The following is a 14,528-nucleotide window of genomic DNA, read 5'->3' as shown; positions in this document are numbered from 1 at the left end:
ATGATGGGGGAATGAACAGAGGCTTCAGGGCCGCGCTCGCCCTGGTCGCCCCGCTCGCCGCCGCGCTGGCGCAGCTCGCGGGGGCCCGCGAGGCCGCCGCGTGGGCGCCGCTCGATCTCGAGGTCGTCCCCCGCTGGCGCGCGCTGCCGGCCCGCTACCACATCAACGTGGGGACGATCCCGGGGCCGCTCTCCAGCTTCGCCGCCGCCAGCATCGCGGCCGGCTTCGCGGCCTGGTCGAGCCCCGGATGCACCGCGTGGGAGACCGAGCTCCTCGGCGACACGGGGGACAGCTACGACTTCGACGACGGCAAGAGCGTATTTTTCTGGATCAGCGACAGCTGGCCTGGCGAGCTCGGGCAAGCCGACTCGGTCATCGCCGTCACGATGCCGGTCTGGGATGCCGACGGCGTCATCGGCGAGGCCGACATGATCTTCAACAACGTCGGCTTCTGCTGGAACGACACGGGCGAAGGCGACTGCATCGATGTGCGCTCGATCGCCACGCACGAAGAAGGGCACTTCCTCGGCCTGGGCCACACGAACGTGCGCGGGGCGATGATGCTGGGGTTCTACCCGGGCGGCACGTCGGCGCGCACGCTCGAGGATGACGACATCGAAGGGGTCTGCGCCCTCTACCCGATCGCCGGGACGAGCGCCGCGAGCTCGGGCGGCGGCGGCTCCGGCGCGGGCGCGACGGCGGCCTCGGGCGGAGCGGGCGGCGCGGCGTCGGGGAGCGAGGACAGGCCGAAGAGCGGCAATGTGGACGAGGCCGAGGGCGACGCCGGCTGCTCCTGCTCGGGGGCTGGCCAGCCGCCGATCGCTCCCGGCGCCCTGCCGATGACGGCGCTCGGCGCGCTGCTGGCCTTCTGGCGCCGGCGGCCGCGCCGGACCCTGCGCGAGCGGCAGCGATCGGCCGGGGCAGGAGTGCGCGCCCGCCGTGTTGTCGCGCGGACGGGTGCGCTTTACAACCCAGCGCAGCCGGGGCAAACGTCCCGCCATGCCCGAGCCGAGCACCGCAGCGTTCGAGGCGGAGGTCGCGCGTGCCCTCCGCTCCCTTGAGGCCGACAGCTCCGTTTCCGCCCTCGATCCGCTCGGCGATCCGGCCGGGGCGGCGCGCGCCCTCTCGGCGGAGGGCGGCGGCGCGCCGCTGATCCTCCGGGTGGCGCCCGAGCTTGGCGCGCTGCGGCGGGAGCAGGATACAGGCTTCGGCCCGGCGCCGCGGGACCCGGTATGGCTCCGGATCGAGCGCGGCGCGAGCGTCCTCCGGCTCGCGCCGCTGAGGCTCGCGGGCGCCCGCCACGCGCGGCCCGAGGCAGGCGGCGCGGGCGGGGCCGGGGAGGGCACGGCCGAGCCTCGTGAGGCGGTGGGCATTCAGGTGATCTCGGAGCGGCGCCCATGCTGCGGCGCCCCCACGTGCGCGCACGAGCGGACGTACGTCGCCGCCTGGCTCGCGCTCGCCACGCCCGCGCTCGCCGCGCCCGCGCGCGCCACGGCGGCGCGGCGCTTGCTCGTCGCCGAGGCGCAGGATCTCGAGGCCGCGCGGGCGGAGGCGCTCGTCGAGGCGGTGGCGGCGCCGCTCGCGGCCGCGCTGGGCGTCCCGCTGGAGACGGCGCGGGGTACCGAGCCGCCCGGCGCCATCGCGCCGCGGCCTCTCCCGGAGCCTGCCCCGACTCCGCCGCCAGCGCTGCCGGCCGCCGCGCTGTCGCGGTTCGCGATCCGGAGCGAGGGTGAGCTCCTCGTCTTGCGGGATTACGCGAGCCACGGTCCGCGCGGCTCCGCGGCTCGCAACGCGCTCATCGGGGCCGCGCTGCTGCTCGTCGCGCTCGCGCTCTGGATCCAGGTCATGCGGAGCGTCTCCGCGGGGGACAGCGGCATCGCCATCGGCGTCGGCAGCGCCGCCGTGCTGCTCTCGCTCGCGGGCTACGCCTTCCTGGGCGTCGCCAGGTTCTCGTCCCGTTATGCGGCGCGCTCCGCGCCGGTCGTGTCGTTCGGCCCGGGCCGCTTCGTGGTGGCCCCCTGGGTGAGCCGCACCGGCGCGATCGACCTGCGCCCCGAGGGCCGGCTGGGGGCGGCCATCTCCGCCGGAGAGGTCCGCGAGATCCGCGTGCTCCCGCGCGGCGACCGGTTCGCTGTCGAGATCGAGACCGACCACGGGCCCATCGACGCCCTCCTCACCGAGCGCGAGGACGTCGCGCGCTACTGGCGGGACGCGATGGATCGCGCCGTGGCCTCGGTGCGCCACGCCGGCGGCCCCTCCGCCAAGCAGCGCCTCCGGGCGCGCGCCCAGGCGCAGCAGGCCCCCGCGGCGGGCTGAGCCGTACCGGCGATCGCAGACGGACACCCTCAACCTGAGTCGGACGTCCAGGCGGACGGACGCCCTCAACCTGAGTCGGGCGCCCAGGCGGACGGACGGACGCCCTCAACCTGGACGGACGCCCTCAACCTGGGTCGGATGCCCGGATGCCCGACGGGGTCGGATGCCCCGCCCCGCGGGGCGTCCTCAACCTGGGTCGGATGCCCCGCCTCGTCGCCCTCAACCTGGGTCGGATGCCCCCCAGCGCCGGGGCGTCCTCGGGCGGGCGTCCTCAACCTGGGTCGGATGCCCCGCGCACCGGCTCAATTCTCCTTGTCCGCCGCTCCTTCTCATGTAATGAACTCGTTCAGTGAACGTGTTCATCCAAAGACCCGGCCGGCGCGACGCCCAGAAAGACGCGACGCGCGCCCGGATCCTCGAGGCCGCGCGCGACCACTTCGAGCGCCACGGCTTCGAGGCCGCCAACGTCCGCGCCATCGCCGCGGACGCGGGCGTGGCCGCCGGCACGGTCCTCCTCCACTTCGCCGACAAGCGCGACCTGCTCCACGCCGCGCTGTTCGACGACCTCGCCGCCACCGCGGCCGAGGCCGTCCGCGACGAGGAGCCCGGCTCCCTCGAGCAGCGGCTCCACCGGCTCGGGGCCGCCTTCTTCGCGTACTACGCCCGCCGGCCGGCCCTCTCGAAGACGCTGCTCCGCGACGCCCTGTTCGCCGACCCGCCCTGGCAGGCCCGCTTCACCGAGCAGGTCGCCGCCGTGCACGGCCGCGTCGTCGAGCTCTTCAACGCCGCCCGCGCGCAGGGGGAGGTCGCCGACGACGCCGACCCCGCGCTCTTCGGCGTCGCCTTCTTCTCCTTCTACTACTTCGCGCTGATCGCCTGGGCCCAGGGCGCGCACCCGTCGCCCATCGCCCTGCTCGATCGGCTCGTCGCTCAGCACCTCTGCGGCCTCCGCCCCGCAGCCAACGTCAGGAGGGCTCGATGACGTCATCCATCATGTTCCGCAGTCCAGAGGCGCGCGCGCGCATCGCGGCGTGGTTCGACAGGTTCCACGAAAAGCTCCCGGTCCCGACCCGTTCGCGCGAGGTCGCCACCCGCTTCGGCGCCACGCACGTCCGCATCGCCGGCCCCGAGAGCGCCCCGCCGCTCGTCTGCCTGCACGGCGCGCTCGCCAGCTCCGCGCACCTCATGCCCGAGCTCGGCCCGCTCCTCGCGCGCTACCGCGTCCACGTCGTCGACGTCATCGGCCAGTCCGTCAAGAGCGCCGACGTCCGCCTTCCGATCGACGGGCCCGCCTACGCCGAGTGGCTCACCGACGTCCTCGACGCGCTCGGCCTCGCGCGCACCCACCTCCTCGGCGTCAGCTGGGGCGGCTTCGCGGCCCTGCGCATGGCCCAGGTCGCGCCCGCCCGCATCGATCGGCTCGTCCTGATCGTGCCCGCGGCCCTGGTGTCGGGCTCGGCGTGGCAAGGCCTCACCCGCATCGCGATCCCGATGGCCCTCTACCGCGCCTTCCCCTCGGAAGAGCGCCTCGCGCGCCTCGTCTCCGGGCTGTTCTCCACCCACGACGACATGTGGTGCTCCTATTTCGGCGACGCCGTCCGCAGCTACCGGCTCGATTTCCGCCCGCCGCCGCTCGCCACGCCCGCGTCCCTCGCCGGGTTCACGCGGCCCGCGCTCGTGTTCGGCGCCGACGACGACGTGAGCTTCCCCGGCGCGAAGCTGCTCGCGCGCGCGAAGGAGCTCCTGCCGCACGCCGAGACCGAGCTGCTCGAGGGGTGCCGCCACTCGCCCCCCACCGACGACGCCTTCCGCGCGCGGCTCTGCGGGCGGATCACGCGCTTCCTCGGCAGCGACGCCGCGCGTGACGCCGCCGACGTCGCGCCGCCCCCCGCGCCGCCCGGGCTCGCCGCGCCGGTCGCGTGAACCCCGCGCCGCGCTCCCGCCGGCGAGCGCCCCTCAGTGCCCCGACACGTCGTCGACCTGCGCGAACGCCTCGACGAGGCGCTCGCGCGCCCGTGCCGACAGCGGCGGCGCCTCGATCGAGCGCACGTTCTCCAGGAGGTGCTCCACGCTGCTCGTCCCCGACAGGATCACGTGCGCCCCGGGCTCGTCCCTGCAGAAGCGGTACGCCGCGTCCGGGAGCGACGAGGCGCCCTCTCCTTCCAGGAGCCGGTCCAGCCCCTCGTCGCCGAGCTCGGGCGACACCTTGCCGCGCGCCGCCAGGTCCGCGAGCAGCTCCCGCAGCCGATCGGGCCGGCTCAGCGCGCGCCGGACCGCGAACATGATCAGCGTCCCGATGTCCTTCGCCCGCGTCAGCGGGAACACCCGCGCTCGCGCCGACTGGTTCAGGAGGTTGAACCCGACCATCACGACGTCCCACACATCGTCGCGGAGCGCCTGCTCCAGCGTCGCGTGCGCCGGATCGGCGGCGAACGCCTCCGTGATGCCGAGGAAGCGGATCTTGCCCTGTTCGCGCAGGCGCAGCAGCACGGGGACGATCCGCTCGCGCAGATCGGCGTACTGATCCGGCAGCACGCCGTGCAGATGGTAGACGTCGACGTGATCCGTGCCGAGCCGCTCGAGGCTCGCATGCAGCGACGACACCACGTCTTCCGGGCGGAGCGGCGCCTCGAGGCGCGTCGTCTTCTTCGTCGAGAGCACCACGCGGTCGCGCGGCACCTCGCGGAGCGCCTTGCCGATGAGCCCCTCGGTCCCGTACGCCTCCGCCGTGTCGATGAAGTTCACGCCGCGCTCGACGGCCGCACGGACGAGCCGGAGCGACTCGGCCTCCGCGATGCGCCCGGACCCGAGCCGGCTGTCGCCGCCCGCGCCCAGGCCGAGCACGCTGACCTCGAGGCCGGTCCGGCCCAGGATGATTCGATTCACGATGGTCCTCTCCCTCGATGAACGGTGATCGTCACGGCGCCCACGCCGGGCCTGGGCTCACTCCTTCGGGGCGACCTTCCACGACGTGAACCGCCGCTCGACGCGCATGAGCAGGTGATTGAACGTCAGCCCGAGCGCCGTGATGGTCAAGATGCCGACATACATGCTCGGGATCTGGAAATTGTATTGCGCGTAGATGATCAGGTATCCGAGCCCCGCCTTGGCCCCGATCATCTCCGCCGCGACGAGCACGAGCAGCGAGTACGCGCCCGCCAGGCGGATACCCACGAAGATCGTCGGGACTGCGGCCGGCAGGATGACCTTGCGGAACAGCTGGAGCGGCGACAGCCCCATCGTGCGCGCCGACTTGACGAGCAGCGGATCGACCCCGCGCACCCCGCTGATCGTGTTGAGCAGGATCGGCCAGGTGCACGAGTAGATGACGAGCGCGATCTTCGAGGACTCCCCGATCCCGAGCAGCAGCAGGAACACGGGCAGGAGCGCGAGCGCCGCCGTGTTGCGCAGCACCTCGAGCAGCGGATTGAGCGCGTCCGCCACGCCCTTGTACCACCCGATCGCGAGCCCGAGCGGCACACCCACGGAGATCGCCAGCGTGAAGCCGACGAGAGAGCGCGACAGGCTCGCCTTGATGTGGCTCAGGAGCTGCCCGTTCTGGAGGAGCTGCCACCCCGTCCCCAGCACCTCGGAGAGCGGCGGAAGGAACGCCCCCTCCACGAGGCCCACCCGCGGCGCCGTCTCCCACAGGGCGGCGACCGCGAGGAGGATCCCCGACCGCGCGATCGCGCGGCCGATCCACCGCGCCGCGTCGCCCACGAGCTGCCCTTGCTGCGACTCCTCGGGCAGCGAAATCGATTGCTCCAGGCTAGCCATTGACCGCCACCACGCCCGCCACGGGGCGGCTCTCCGCCGCGCGCTTCTGCCGCTTGCTCCGCTCCTGCTCCTCGGCCTTCAACACCTCCTCGCGCAGCAGCGTCCAGATCTCGTGCCGCAGCCTGCCGAACTCAGGTGTCGACCGCGCGTCCTCGTAGCCCCGGATCTCCTCCGGGATATCGATCACCCGCTTCACCCGGCCGGGCCGGGACGTCATGATCGCGACCCGCTGCCCGAGGAACACCGCCTCGTCGATGCTGTGCGTGATGAACAGGATCGTCTTGCGCGACTTCTCCCAGATCCGGAGCAGCTCCGCCTGCAGCGACTCGCGCGTCTGCGCGTCCAGCGCCGCGAACGGCTCGTCCATCATCAGCACCTCCGGGTCGTAGGCGAGGCTCCTCGCGATGGCCACCCGCTGCTTCATGCCGCCCGACAGCTCGTGCGGATACCGATCCTCGAAGCCGGAGAGGCTGACCAGATCCAGGTAATCCTGGGCGATCTCCTTGCGCCGGCTCTCCGGGACGCCCTTGGCCTCGAGCCCGAACTCGACGTTCTCGCGCGCCGTCCGCCACGGGAACAGCGCATACTGCTGGAACACGATCCCTCGATCGAGGGCCGGGCCCGTGATCGGCTTGCCGTCGAGCAGGAGCTTGCCGCTGCTCGGCTTCGACAGGCCGCCGAGCAGATCGATGAGCGTCGACTTGCCGCACCCGCTCGGCCCGACGAGGACCATCAGCTCGCCGGCCCTCACGTCGAGATTGAGGTCCTCGATGGCCGTGAACCGCGCGCTCTCCTTGGTGCCGGCCGGCCCCTTGACGGCGAATGTCTTGCTCACATTGTGGAACTGGATCTTGTTGCTCATGGCTCCTCCTGCTCCCGAACCTCGACGAGGGGGCCCCTTCACGGAACGCCGTTGAGCACGCCCCGTACCAAGCGTGAGCCGGCTCCCTGGACGCAAATCCGCTATAACAGATGGCGGCCTGCTGCTGGAGCAGCAGGCGCTTGCTCACGGGGTGTTGCTACAGCAACAGTGGATCCGTCCTTACGAACCCAGGACGGTCTGCGGACGATCCGACGAAGACGAATGGCAGTTATTTCGACGTGCGCGAACGCCCAGGATAAATTTCCAGCCCATGACCGCCGCCACCACGTCATGGGGAGAAATCGACGCTGAGAAACTCGCGGGCAAGCGCGCACGCCTCTTCGAGCGAGCGCCGGTCGCGATCGTCCAGTACGGCAAGGAGCTCACGATCGAGGACTGGAACGGCGCGGCCGAGCGCCTGCTCGGCCACGCGCGGAAGGAGGCGCTCGGCCAGCGCGTGGACGAGCTCCTGCCGGCGTCCGGCAGCCCCGACGCGTGGCGGCAGCTCCTCGCGGAGGACGGGGCGGCCCCCCGGGTGTGGAGCTACGTCAGGAAGGACGGCGCCGTGCTGAGCGTCGAGTGGCGCCACGAGCGCATCCTCGACGAGCACGGAGAGGTCATCGGCGTCGGCGTGTTCGGGCAGGACGTGACGGAGCGGACCGAGCAGGCCCGCCGCCACCATCAGAGAGAGGTGATCCTGCAGGCCATCACGCAGTCGCTCCCGATCATCGTCTGGGCCATCGACCGCGAGGGGACCTTCACGTGCCACGAGGGCAAGGCGCTCGAGGGCATCGGGCTCCAGCAGGGCGCGCACATCGGCAAGAACGTGTTCGACCTCTACGCGAGCAACCCGCACGGGTGCGAGGTGCTGCGGCGGGCGCTCGCGGGCGAAGCGAGCCATTCGGAGTCGCTGACGCACGGGGTGTTCTGGGACAACTGGGAGGTCCCCATGCGCGACGAGAAGGGCGAGGTGTTCTCGGTCGTCGGCTTCACCCTCGATATCAGCAAGCCAAAGAACACCGAGCAGGAGCTCCGGGCCAGGCTGGAGCTCATCGAGCGGCAACAGCGGGTCATCCGCGACCTGTCGACTCCCATCATCCAGGTGTGGGACGGCGTGCTGACCCTGCCGATGATCGGCGTGCTCGACAGCGCCAGGACAGCGGAGGTGATGGATACCCTGCTCGATGCGATCGTCCGCACGGGCTCGCGCTTCGCCATCCTCGATCTCACCGGCGTCGAGCTGGTCGACACGAAGACCGCGAGCTACCTCCTCGATCTCGTCGCCGCGATCCGGCTGCTCGGCGCCGAGGGCATCGTCGCGGGCATCCGCTCGAACGTCGCCCAGACCATCGTCAGCCTCGGGCTCGATCTGGCGAACATCACCACCCTCGGGAACCTCCGGGCGGCGCTCCAGTACTGCATCCGTCAGATGACCAAGGAGCGCGCGGCCGGCGCGGCGCACGCTCCGCTCCAGGGCGCTGCGCCGCGGCCCCTGTGACAGCGCCGCGCGGGCGACCGCTCCGGCGCGGCGTTCGCTCGGCTCCCCTGCGATCCCTCACGAGCGCCGCGCTGGCTCACGGCTTCCGCGCCGTCCCCGCTGCCCCCATCGCCCTGGCCAGCGCATCGACGACGACGCGGACCGCGGCGCGCGCGGGCGCCGCGTAGACCGCGAAGCTGGCGCGCTGCGAGGCGCCGTACTCCGGCAGCACGCGCCGCAGGGCGCCGCTCTCGAGCTGATCCTGGACGACGTAATCGGGGAGGTTCGCCAGGCCGACGCCGGCGACCGCGGCGTCGCGCAGCGTGATCGTGTCGCTGGAGCGGAACGTGCCGCTCACCGGGACGACGCGCTCGCCCTCGGGGCCCACGAGCGTCCACCGGGCGACAGGCTCGAGGTTGAGCGTGATGCAGTCGTGGTCGGCCAGGTCCTCGAGGCGGCGCGGCGTCCCGTGGCGACGCAGGTACCGCGGGCTCGCGCAGAGCACGCGCAGGTCGTCGGCGAGCCGCCGCGCGACGAGGGAAGCGGGGGAGATCTCGGCGGCCAGGCGCACCGCCACGTCGATGCGTTCGGCCACCAGATCGACGATGCGGTCGGTGAGGTCGAGATCGATGCGGAGCTCCGGGTACTTCGCCCGACAGGCCAGCACCGCGGGCGCGACGCGGATCGAGCCGAGGACCGTGGGCGCCGAGATGCGCAGCGTCCCGCGCGGCGTCCCGTCGAGATCGGCGACCGCCCGCCGCGCCTCCTCGATGTCCGAGAGGATCCGGTCTGCGCGCTCGGCGTACAGGCTCCCCGCCTCCGTGAGGCTCACGCGGCGCGTGGTGCGCCGGAGGAGCTGCGCGCCGAGGCGCTCCTCCAGCCGCGCGACCTGCTTGCTGACCGACGACGACGTGAGCCCGAGCGCCCTCGCCGCCGCCGAGAAGCTCTGCCGCCGCGCGACCTCGAGGAACGCCCTCATCTCGTCCAGGTGACCGCCCAGCGGATCCATTCCATTCGTTCCTTCCGCGACGCAATCCTCGTCGGACGACCAGGATTATCACGCGTAGGCTCCAGATCTACTTTCCTGGAGCGCGAGGCGACCGCCTCGCCGCGAAGGAGGCATCCATGCTCACGCAAGCTCGCGGACGCACGGGCGTCGCGCTGCTGTTCTTCATCCTGGTCTCGGCCCTGACCGCGGAGCGGCTCGCGGCGTTGCCTCCGGCGGCGGGCGAGGCGACCACGCTGCGAAGGCTGTACGGCCTCGGGCAGGTCGACAGGCTCCACCCCGAGCGCACGGCGCTCGTGCTCGTCGACTTCCAGGAAGAGTTCTTCTCAGGCGGGCTCAAGCTGCCGGGCGGTCGCGCGGCGCTGGAGAACGCGGCCAGGCTCCTCCGCTGGGCCCGGGAGAGCGGGATCACGGTGGCGCACGTGCGGAACGTCGGGGCGAACGGCGCCCGGCTCTTCGCCGCGGACGGCCCGCGCGTTGACTTCGCGCCCGCGGCGCGGCCGCTCGCCGGAGAGCTCGTGATCACGAAATCGATGGCCGGCGGCTTCACGAAGACCGAGCTCGACGACCAGCTCCGCCGCCGCGGCGTGGACACGATCATCGTGAGCGGCCTCATGACCCACCTCGCGGTCGACTCGACGGTGCGGGACGGGCTCGTGCTCGGCTACCGCGTCCTGCTCCCGAGCGACGCGTCGGCGAGCCGCGATCTGCCGGCCGTCGAGGGCGCACAGGGCGCGCGCGTGCTCGATCACCGGACCGTGCACGAGGTCTCGCTCGCCGCGCTCGCCGATCGCTTCGCCGACGTGCTGCCGACCGAGGGCGTCCTCGCGCTTCCGCTCCACGACGCCGCGAGGTGAAACCTCTCTCGTCGCCTGGCGGGCGGGCTCACGCCACCCGATCGATCGCCCCCTGAACGCCCTCCTGCTTGGAACAGTGCGCACAGCAGTAGAACGCCCCGCCGGCCTCGATGCCGTGTCCCACGATGCGGCAGGCGCAGTGGGCGCACACGGGCGCGAGCTTGTGAATCGCGCACTCGAAGCAATCGAAGGTGTAGCTCGTGCCGCCCACCATGATCTGAAATGCCTTGTCGTAGCTGTTGCCGCAGCAGTCACACGTGTTCATGAGAACCTCTCGACGGTTAGGGGATGATGTTGCGCCGCTGGCCGAGCGCGGCCGGTCCTCGCGATCACCCCCGGCTCCTTGGGTGGCTGTCCCGGCGCCGGCGGGTCTTCGATCTCCGGAGAGCGCTCTCCGGGCGCTGGCGGAGGGGGCGGGGGATCCCGACGCGCCGGCTCGCCAGGATCGGGATCGCGCCGCGGCGGCTCGCGCGGCGCCGGATCCTGCACCGGCGGACCCCGTCCGGGATCGCCGACGGGCTCGGGGTTGGGCGTTCCTCGGGAGGGGGGCGCATTCACCGGCATGGACGGTTCTTTCCTCGCGCGTCCTTGGCTGACCTCGTGTTGACGCGGTGCAAACAAGGCTGCATGAACCGCGCCACGAGCGCCTCCGAGCGGAGCGGCTCGACAGCGCGACGCGCGGCGTCCGCGCGGTCCTGGTACGCGCTCGCCGCGGCCCTCCACGGCGCGCATTCCTGTCACAGTGAGGCGCGGCTGCATGGCTGGGGCGCGGCGCGGCGAGCCGCCAACGCTCCTCCACCTCCGCGTGCGCTCGCACGGCGAGGCGCCGTCCCGAGCACGCCCGCGCGCCGGATCGGGCTGAGCAGGCGGCCGCGAGCGAGCCGGATGGGCCCGCCCGTCGACCGCCAGCGCTTCACTTCGGGGGGAATTGAAGGATCTGCCCGAGCGCCTTGGTGAGGCTCTCGGCTTCCAGCACGTCGGGCAGCACAAGCACGCCGAGCACACTGAGACCGATGCCCATCAGCGAGCCTCCGGCGATCACGCCCGCGCAGATGGCCTCGGTGTTCTCCGCGGCGAGCGCGTACCAGGGGCGCGCGGGCGGCGCGTCCGAGCGCCCGCCGGGCGCCGTCTCGCTGAGCCGTGTCTCCTGCTCGCGCTTCTTGTGCCAGAGCGCGGCGCGCCGCTCGAGCAGCCAGAAGAGGAACGAGCCGAGGAACATCGACCAGATATCGGTGAAGTTGAGGATGAACGCGAGCCCCAGGGCGACCGCGGAGAGGGGGAATCGGTTCTTCGTGACCTGCCTCGTGACCTCGACGACGATCCCGACGATCGCCCCGACCACCACCGCGGACTTGGCCGTCGGGTGGAGGAAATCGAGCCCCTTCATCAGCACCTCGGCGACCGCCTTCCACGTGAGCGCGCTCGGGACCGGCAGCCGCTCCGTCCCGTAGCGGCCGATGTCGCCCTGGATGAGCACGAGGTACCAGACGGGCACCGAGAGCACGAGCCCCGCGATGGTCCCGAGCACGTGCCCCATCGCCTGGTGGCGCGGCTTGCCGCCGAGCATGTAGCCCGGCTTGATATCCATCAGCAGGTTCGCCGTGTTGCTCGCGACCTCGGCGGTGATCCCGGCCGTCATCAGGTTCGTCGTGATGTTCTTCGGCGCGAGCGCGCCGTAGGTGAGCTGCGTCAGCTTGCCGAGCGCCCCGGTCGGGGTGATCGCCGTGATGGCCGTCGAGTTGACCGCGATGAGCGAGAAGATGAAGACGAGCGGGATCGCGAGCGCCCCGAGCCACCAGGAGATCCCGAACCAGAGCTCCCCGAGCACCACGATCACCACGCCGACGATGGGTATGCCGATGATCGACAGCTTCACCGGGAGCTCGATGTCCGCGAGCACGTCGGTCGCACCACCCTTCTTGGTGAGGCCCTTGAACGCGTCGAGGATCACCTTGGGCTTGGAGAAGAAGGCGTAGAGAGAGGACGTCGTCATGCACGCGACGCCGCCCCACAGCGCCCAGAGGGTGATCGCCCCGAACCCGAAATGCCCGTTCTTCGGCAGGATGATCCCGCGCTCGATCAGCAGAGGGGCGAGGACCCAGTAGTTGAGGATGCCGCCGAGGAGGAGCGACACGCCGGTCCGGATGCCCATCAGGCCGCCCGTGGCGACGAAGATAATGCTCGTGTCGAACCGGATGGTGAGCTCGTTCAGGGGGGTGCCGCGGATGGCCGGCGAGAGGCCCCAGCGCTTGAGCAGATCGGCGAAGCCCCCGCCATAGAGGAACTCGTCGTAGTAATGCGGGATGTTCTTCAGCGCGAAGAGCGCGCGCATCACCTTGTCGTCGCGGAGGAGCTCGAGCGCGGCGCTCAGGAGGCCGCCGCCGAGGAGGAGCTTCGCCTTGAAGAGGCCCTCCTTCTCGTCGCTCTCGTGCAGCGCGTCCATGACGACGCCGGCGGCCATCCCCTCGGGGAAGGGCTGCTGCTCGTCGTTGATGAAGCGCTTCTTCATCGGGAAGGCGAAGAGCACGCCGAGGATGGCGAGGACGAACATCCAGATCATCGCCTGGCCCATGGGGATGATCGTCGTCGTGACCATCGAGTAGGCCGCGAGGCTCGTGAAGAGCGGCGCGTTCATGTATCCGGCCGACGTCGCGATGGACTGCATCGCGTTGTTCTCGAGCACGGTCATGTCGCTGCCGAGGCCGAGCCTGGAGAGCACCTTGAAGAGCCCGAAGGCCAGGATCACGCTCGTGATCCCGACGCCGAGCGACCAGCCGGTGCGCGCGCCGATGTACAGGTTCGTGAGCGACAGGAACGCGCCGAGGAGCATGCCCGTGATCGCCGAGCGCCACGTGAGCTGGGGCATGTCGCCGCGGTAGACGTTCTTCAGCCACCATGCGTCCTTCTCTTCGAGCGACATGGTGTGAACCTGCTCTGGCGTGAGCTGTTTGATGGCCATTGCGCGGCGACCTCCTCGCACCTTGTACCATGGTGGGCGACGCGCCGTGCATCTCTTCGGCGAGCGCCCACGGCGCAGATCTCGCCGATTCCCCGTTCGCTCCATCGCCCCCGCGCCCTGCCGCCGATCTCGGCGAATCCATGCTGCGACGGAATTGCTGGCCCCGTGTCACGAGGGTCGCGCCCGCCGGCGCCGTTCGCGGGCCCGGCCGGAGGCTGTCTCACCTCCGTGGAGCGCTCCTGTCGTCCTCGACGTCGCACCGGCCTCCGATACCCGCTCTCGGGCCTAACCGCCCAGTGAGCGCATCGGGGGCGCGACCCGTCAACGCGCCTCGGGGCGGAGCAGGCGGACCATCGCCTCGGCGACGCCCGCGGCCGACGCAGGGTTTTGCCCGGTCACCAGGCGCTCGGCGACGACGACCTGCTCCTGCCACGGCGCTGCAGGTTGGAAGAGCGCGCCGCGCTCGACGAGCCGATAGGCTGTCCGGCGCGAGCCCGGTAGACGACGACAGGGCGAAGCATTTGTACCAGGGTGTTGAGAATGGTCGCGCCTTCGCAAGCTCTCCGCGCAGAGCGCGACGCATCACCGGGTGACGGAAGCCGTGGCCGCGTCGACGCCCCAGGTGCCTCAGCCCCGGAAGCCGGCGGGCGTGTGCTAAAAAGGGCCCATGACAAGGTACCAGTTCACCAACTACCGCAAGATCGACGGCGCCGACTACAAGGACGAGCGCGTCTGGGCGGGCCCGTGGTTGAAGGCCGAGCAGTTCCTGGGTCACGAGGTCGCGCAGCTGCGCGCCGTGCTGAAGGAGTACGGGATCAAGGGCGACGACCCGTTCGCGATCCCCTGCGGCAAGTTCGACGGTCTGGCCGAGGTGCCGCTCGAGCGCTGGACGGTGACCGAGGGCGGCCAGCCCATCTTCGACGTGTGGAACTACTCCGACAGCGGCACCGTCTTCCGCCACGGCGGCACAGAGATCGTCGGCGTCTTCGTCCAGTTCGGTGGTGAGTTCGATGACGAGGCGCTCGCCGCAGCGCTCGAGGCCAGTCGCAAGGCCGCCCGGGCGGCGGATCCCAGCGCATCGCTCCCGCACAGCTTCACCTGACTCAAGGCCGAGTCACCCGCCGGCCACCATGCTCGGTCGACCTCCCGGTCTGGAAGCTGACCGCGGCCCGTCCGCTGGCAAGCGCGTCGGCGGTGCTGCAGCTCGAACAGGCGACCCAGATGTGCTTCGCGTGGACCAACGTCCTGCCGGCGCTTTTCAACAAGGCCGACTC

At 71.5% G+C, this 14,528-nt stretch carries 13 protein-coding genes and 1 pseudogene; 7 read left to right on the top strand and 7 right to left on the bottom strand.

Annotation, left to right across the window (positions count from 1 at the left end):
• Nucleotides 1-11 precede the first annotated feature (11 nt).
• The 4 genes from WMF34_RS24555 to WMF34_RS24540 all read left to right on the top strand — a co-directional run bounded on the left by WMF34_RS24555 (nt 12) and on the right by WMF34_RS24540 (nt 4,239).
• Nucleotides 12-1,061 (top strand): matrixin family metalloprotease, encoded by a 1,050-nt coding sequence (locus tag WMF34_RS24555; protein ID WP_437989293.1) that lies wholly within the window; start codon nt 12-14, stop codon nt 1,059-1,061.
• Entirely contained in the window at nt 1,000-2,316 is a 1,317-nt protein-coding gene (locus WMF34_RS24550) for a hypothetical protein (protein ID WP_437989292.1), read from the top strand. Before WMF34_RS24555 ends, WMF34_RS24550 begins: the two co-directional genes overlap by 62 nt.
• Nucleotides 2,317-2,665: 349 nt before the next feature.
• Nucleotides 2,666-3,298: a TetR/AcrR family transcriptional regulator gene (locus WMF34_RS24545; RefSeq protein WP_437989291.1), complete on the top strand. Its 633-nt coding sequence runs from the start codon at nt 2,666-2,668 to the stop codon at nt 3,296-3,298.
• Nucleotides 3,295-4,239, top strand: coding sequence for an alpha/beta fold hydrolase (locus WMF34_RS24540; protein WP_437989290.1), 945 nt, complete (start codon nt 3,295-3,297; stop codon nt 4,237-4,239). The genes WMF34_RS24545 and WMF34_RS24540 overlap by 4 nt, the downstream gene beginning before the upstream one ends.
• A gap of 33 nt (nt 4,240-4,272) precedes the next feature.
• On the opposite strand, the gene WMF34_RS24535 is transcribed toward WMF34_RS24540, so the two are convergent.
• Genes WMF34_RS24535 through WMF34_RS24525 form a run of 3 tightly spaced genes read right to left on the bottom strand, consistent with a single transcriptional unit; the run spans nt 4,273 to nt 6,955 of the window.
• Entirely contained in the window at nt 4,273-5,202 is a 930-nt protein-coding gene (locus WMF34_RS24535; RefSeq protein ID WP_012237402.1) for an aldo/keto reductase, read from the bottom strand.
• A gap of 57 nt (nt 5,203-5,259) precedes the next feature.
• Complete coding sequence (locus WMF34_RS24530; protein ID WP_012237401.1) at nt 5,260-6,093, bottom strand: ABC transporter permease; 834 nt, start codon at nt 6,091-6,093, stop codon at nt 5,260-5,262.
• Nucleotides 6,086-6,955: an ABC transporter ATP-binding protein gene (locus tag WMF34_RS24525; protein ID WP_012237400.1), complete on the bottom strand. Its 870-nt coding sequence runs from the start codon at nt 6,953-6,955 to the stop codon at nt 6,086-6,088. Before WMF34_RS24525 ends, WMF34_RS24530 begins: the two co-directional genes overlap by 8 nt.
• A 271-nt stretch (nt 6,956-7,226) precedes the next feature.
• Between WMF34_RS24525 and WMF34_RS24520 the strand changes: the two genes are divergently transcribed.
• A complete protein-coding gene (locus tag WMF34_RS24520; protein ID WP_437989289.1) occupies nt 7,227-8,453 on the top strand; it encodes a PAS domain S-box protein in 1,227 nt (408 codons plus the stop codon).
• A 76-nt stretch (nt 8,454-8,529) separates the two neighbouring features.
• On the opposite strand, the gene WMF34_RS24515 is transcribed toward WMF34_RS24520, so the two are convergent.
• Complete coding sequence (locus WMF34_RS24515) at nt 8,530-9,441, bottom strand: LysR substrate-binding domain-containing protein (protein WP_437989288.1); 912 nt, start codon at nt 9,439-9,441, stop codon at nt 8,530-8,532.
• Between the two features lie 116 nt (nt 9,442-9,557).
• Between WMF34_RS24515 and WMF34_RS24510 the strand changes: the two genes are divergently transcribed.
• A complete protein-coding gene (locus tag WMF34_RS24510; RefSeq protein ID WP_012237397.1) occupies nt 9,558-10,295 on the top strand; it encodes a cysteine hydrolase family protein in 738 nt (245 codons plus the stop codon).
• 28 nt (nt 10,296-10,323) lie between these two features.
• Here WMF34_RS24510 and WMF34_RS24505 read toward each other — a convergent pair whose 3' ends face one another.
• The 3 genes and pseudogenes from WMF34_RS24505 to WMF34_RS24495 form a co-directional block, all read right to left on the bottom strand.
• Nucleotides 10,324-10,560, bottom strand: a complete 237-nt coding sequence (locus tag WMF34_RS24505) for a hypothetical protein (protein WP_012237396.1) — start codon at nt 10,558-10,560, stop codon at nt 10,324-10,326.
• Between the two features lie 648 nt (nt 10,561-11,208).
• Complete coding sequence (locus WMF34_RS24500; RefSeq protein ID WP_437989287.1) at nt 11,209-13,254, bottom strand: OPT family oligopeptide transporter; 2,046 nt, start codon at nt 13,252-13,254, stop codon at nt 11,209-11,211.
• 321 nt (nt 13,255-13,575) lie between these two features.
• A pseudogene (locus tag WMF34_RS24495) lies at nt 13,576-13,725 on the bottom strand (type 1 glutamine amidotransferase domain-containing protein); the annotation flags it as partial.
• 196 nt (nt 13,726-13,921) lie between these two features.
• On the opposite strand from WMF34_RS24495, the gene WMF34_RS24490 reads away from it, so the two are divergent.
• Nucleotides 13,922-14,356: a hypothetical protein gene (locus tag WMF34_RS24490; protein ID WP_437989286.1), complete on the top strand. Its 435-nt coding sequence runs from the start codon at nt 13,922-13,924 to the stop codon at nt 14,354-14,356.
• The last annotated feature ends 172 nt before the right edge of the window (nt 14,357-14,528 follow it).

Source organism: Sorangium sp. So ce145 (assembly GCF_051525985.1).
GTDB lineage: Bacteria > Myxococcota_A > Polyangia > Polyangiales > Polyangiaceae > Sorangium > Sorangium cellulosum_B.
This window is presented reverse-complemented; position numbering and strand designations above follow the sequence as displayed.

What these genes read in the sequence shown, in the direction of transcription:
- WMF34_RS24555 (WP_437989293.1), top strand. Translation starts at nt 12, where the DNA reads ATGAACAGAGGCTTCAGGGCCGCGCTCGCCCTGGTCGCCCCGCTCGCC.
- WMF34_RS24550 (WP_437989292.1), top strand. Translation starts at nt 1,000, where the DNA reads ATGCCCGAGCCGAGCACCGCAGCGTTCGAGGCGGAGGTCGCGCGTGCC.
- WMF34_RS24540 (WP_437989290.1), top strand. Translation starts at nt 3,295, where the DNA reads ATGACGTCATCCATCATGTTCCGCAGTCCAGAGGCGCGCGCGCGCATC.
- WMF34_RS24530 (WP_012237401.1), bottom strand. Translation starts at nt 6,093, where the DNA reads ATGGCTAGCCTGGAGCAATCGATTTCGCTGCCCGAGGAGTCGCAGCAA.
- WMF34_RS24525 (WP_012237400.1), bottom strand. Translation starts at nt 6,955, where the DNA reads ATGAGCAACAAGATCCAGTTCCACAATGTGAGCAAGACATTCGCCGTC.
- WMF34_RS24520 (WP_437989289.1), top strand. Translation starts at nt 7,227, where the DNA reads ATGACCGCCGCCACCACGTCATGGGGAGAAATCGACGCTGAGAAACTC.
- WMF34_RS24515 (WP_437989288.1), bottom strand. Translation starts at nt 9,441, where the DNA reads ATGGATCCGCTGGGCGGTCACCTGGACGAGATGAGGGCGTTCCTCGAG.
- WMF34_RS24510 (WP_012237397.1), top strand. Translation starts at nt 9,558, where the DNA reads ATGCTCACGCAAGCTCGCGGACGCACGGGCGTCGCGCTGCTGTTCTTC.
- WMF34_RS24505 (WP_012237396.1), bottom strand. Translation starts at nt 10,560, where the DNA reads ATGAACACGTGTGACTGCTGCGGCAACAGCTACGACAAGGCATTTCAG.
- WMF34_RS24500 (WP_437989287.1), bottom strand. Translation starts at nt 13,254, where the DNA reads ATGGCCATCAAACAGCTCACGCCAGAGCAGGTTCACACCATGTCGCTC.
- WMF34_RS24490 (WP_437989286.1), top strand. Translation starts at nt 13,922, where the DNA reads ATGACAAGGTACCAGTTCACCAACTACCGCAAGATCGACGGCGCCGAC.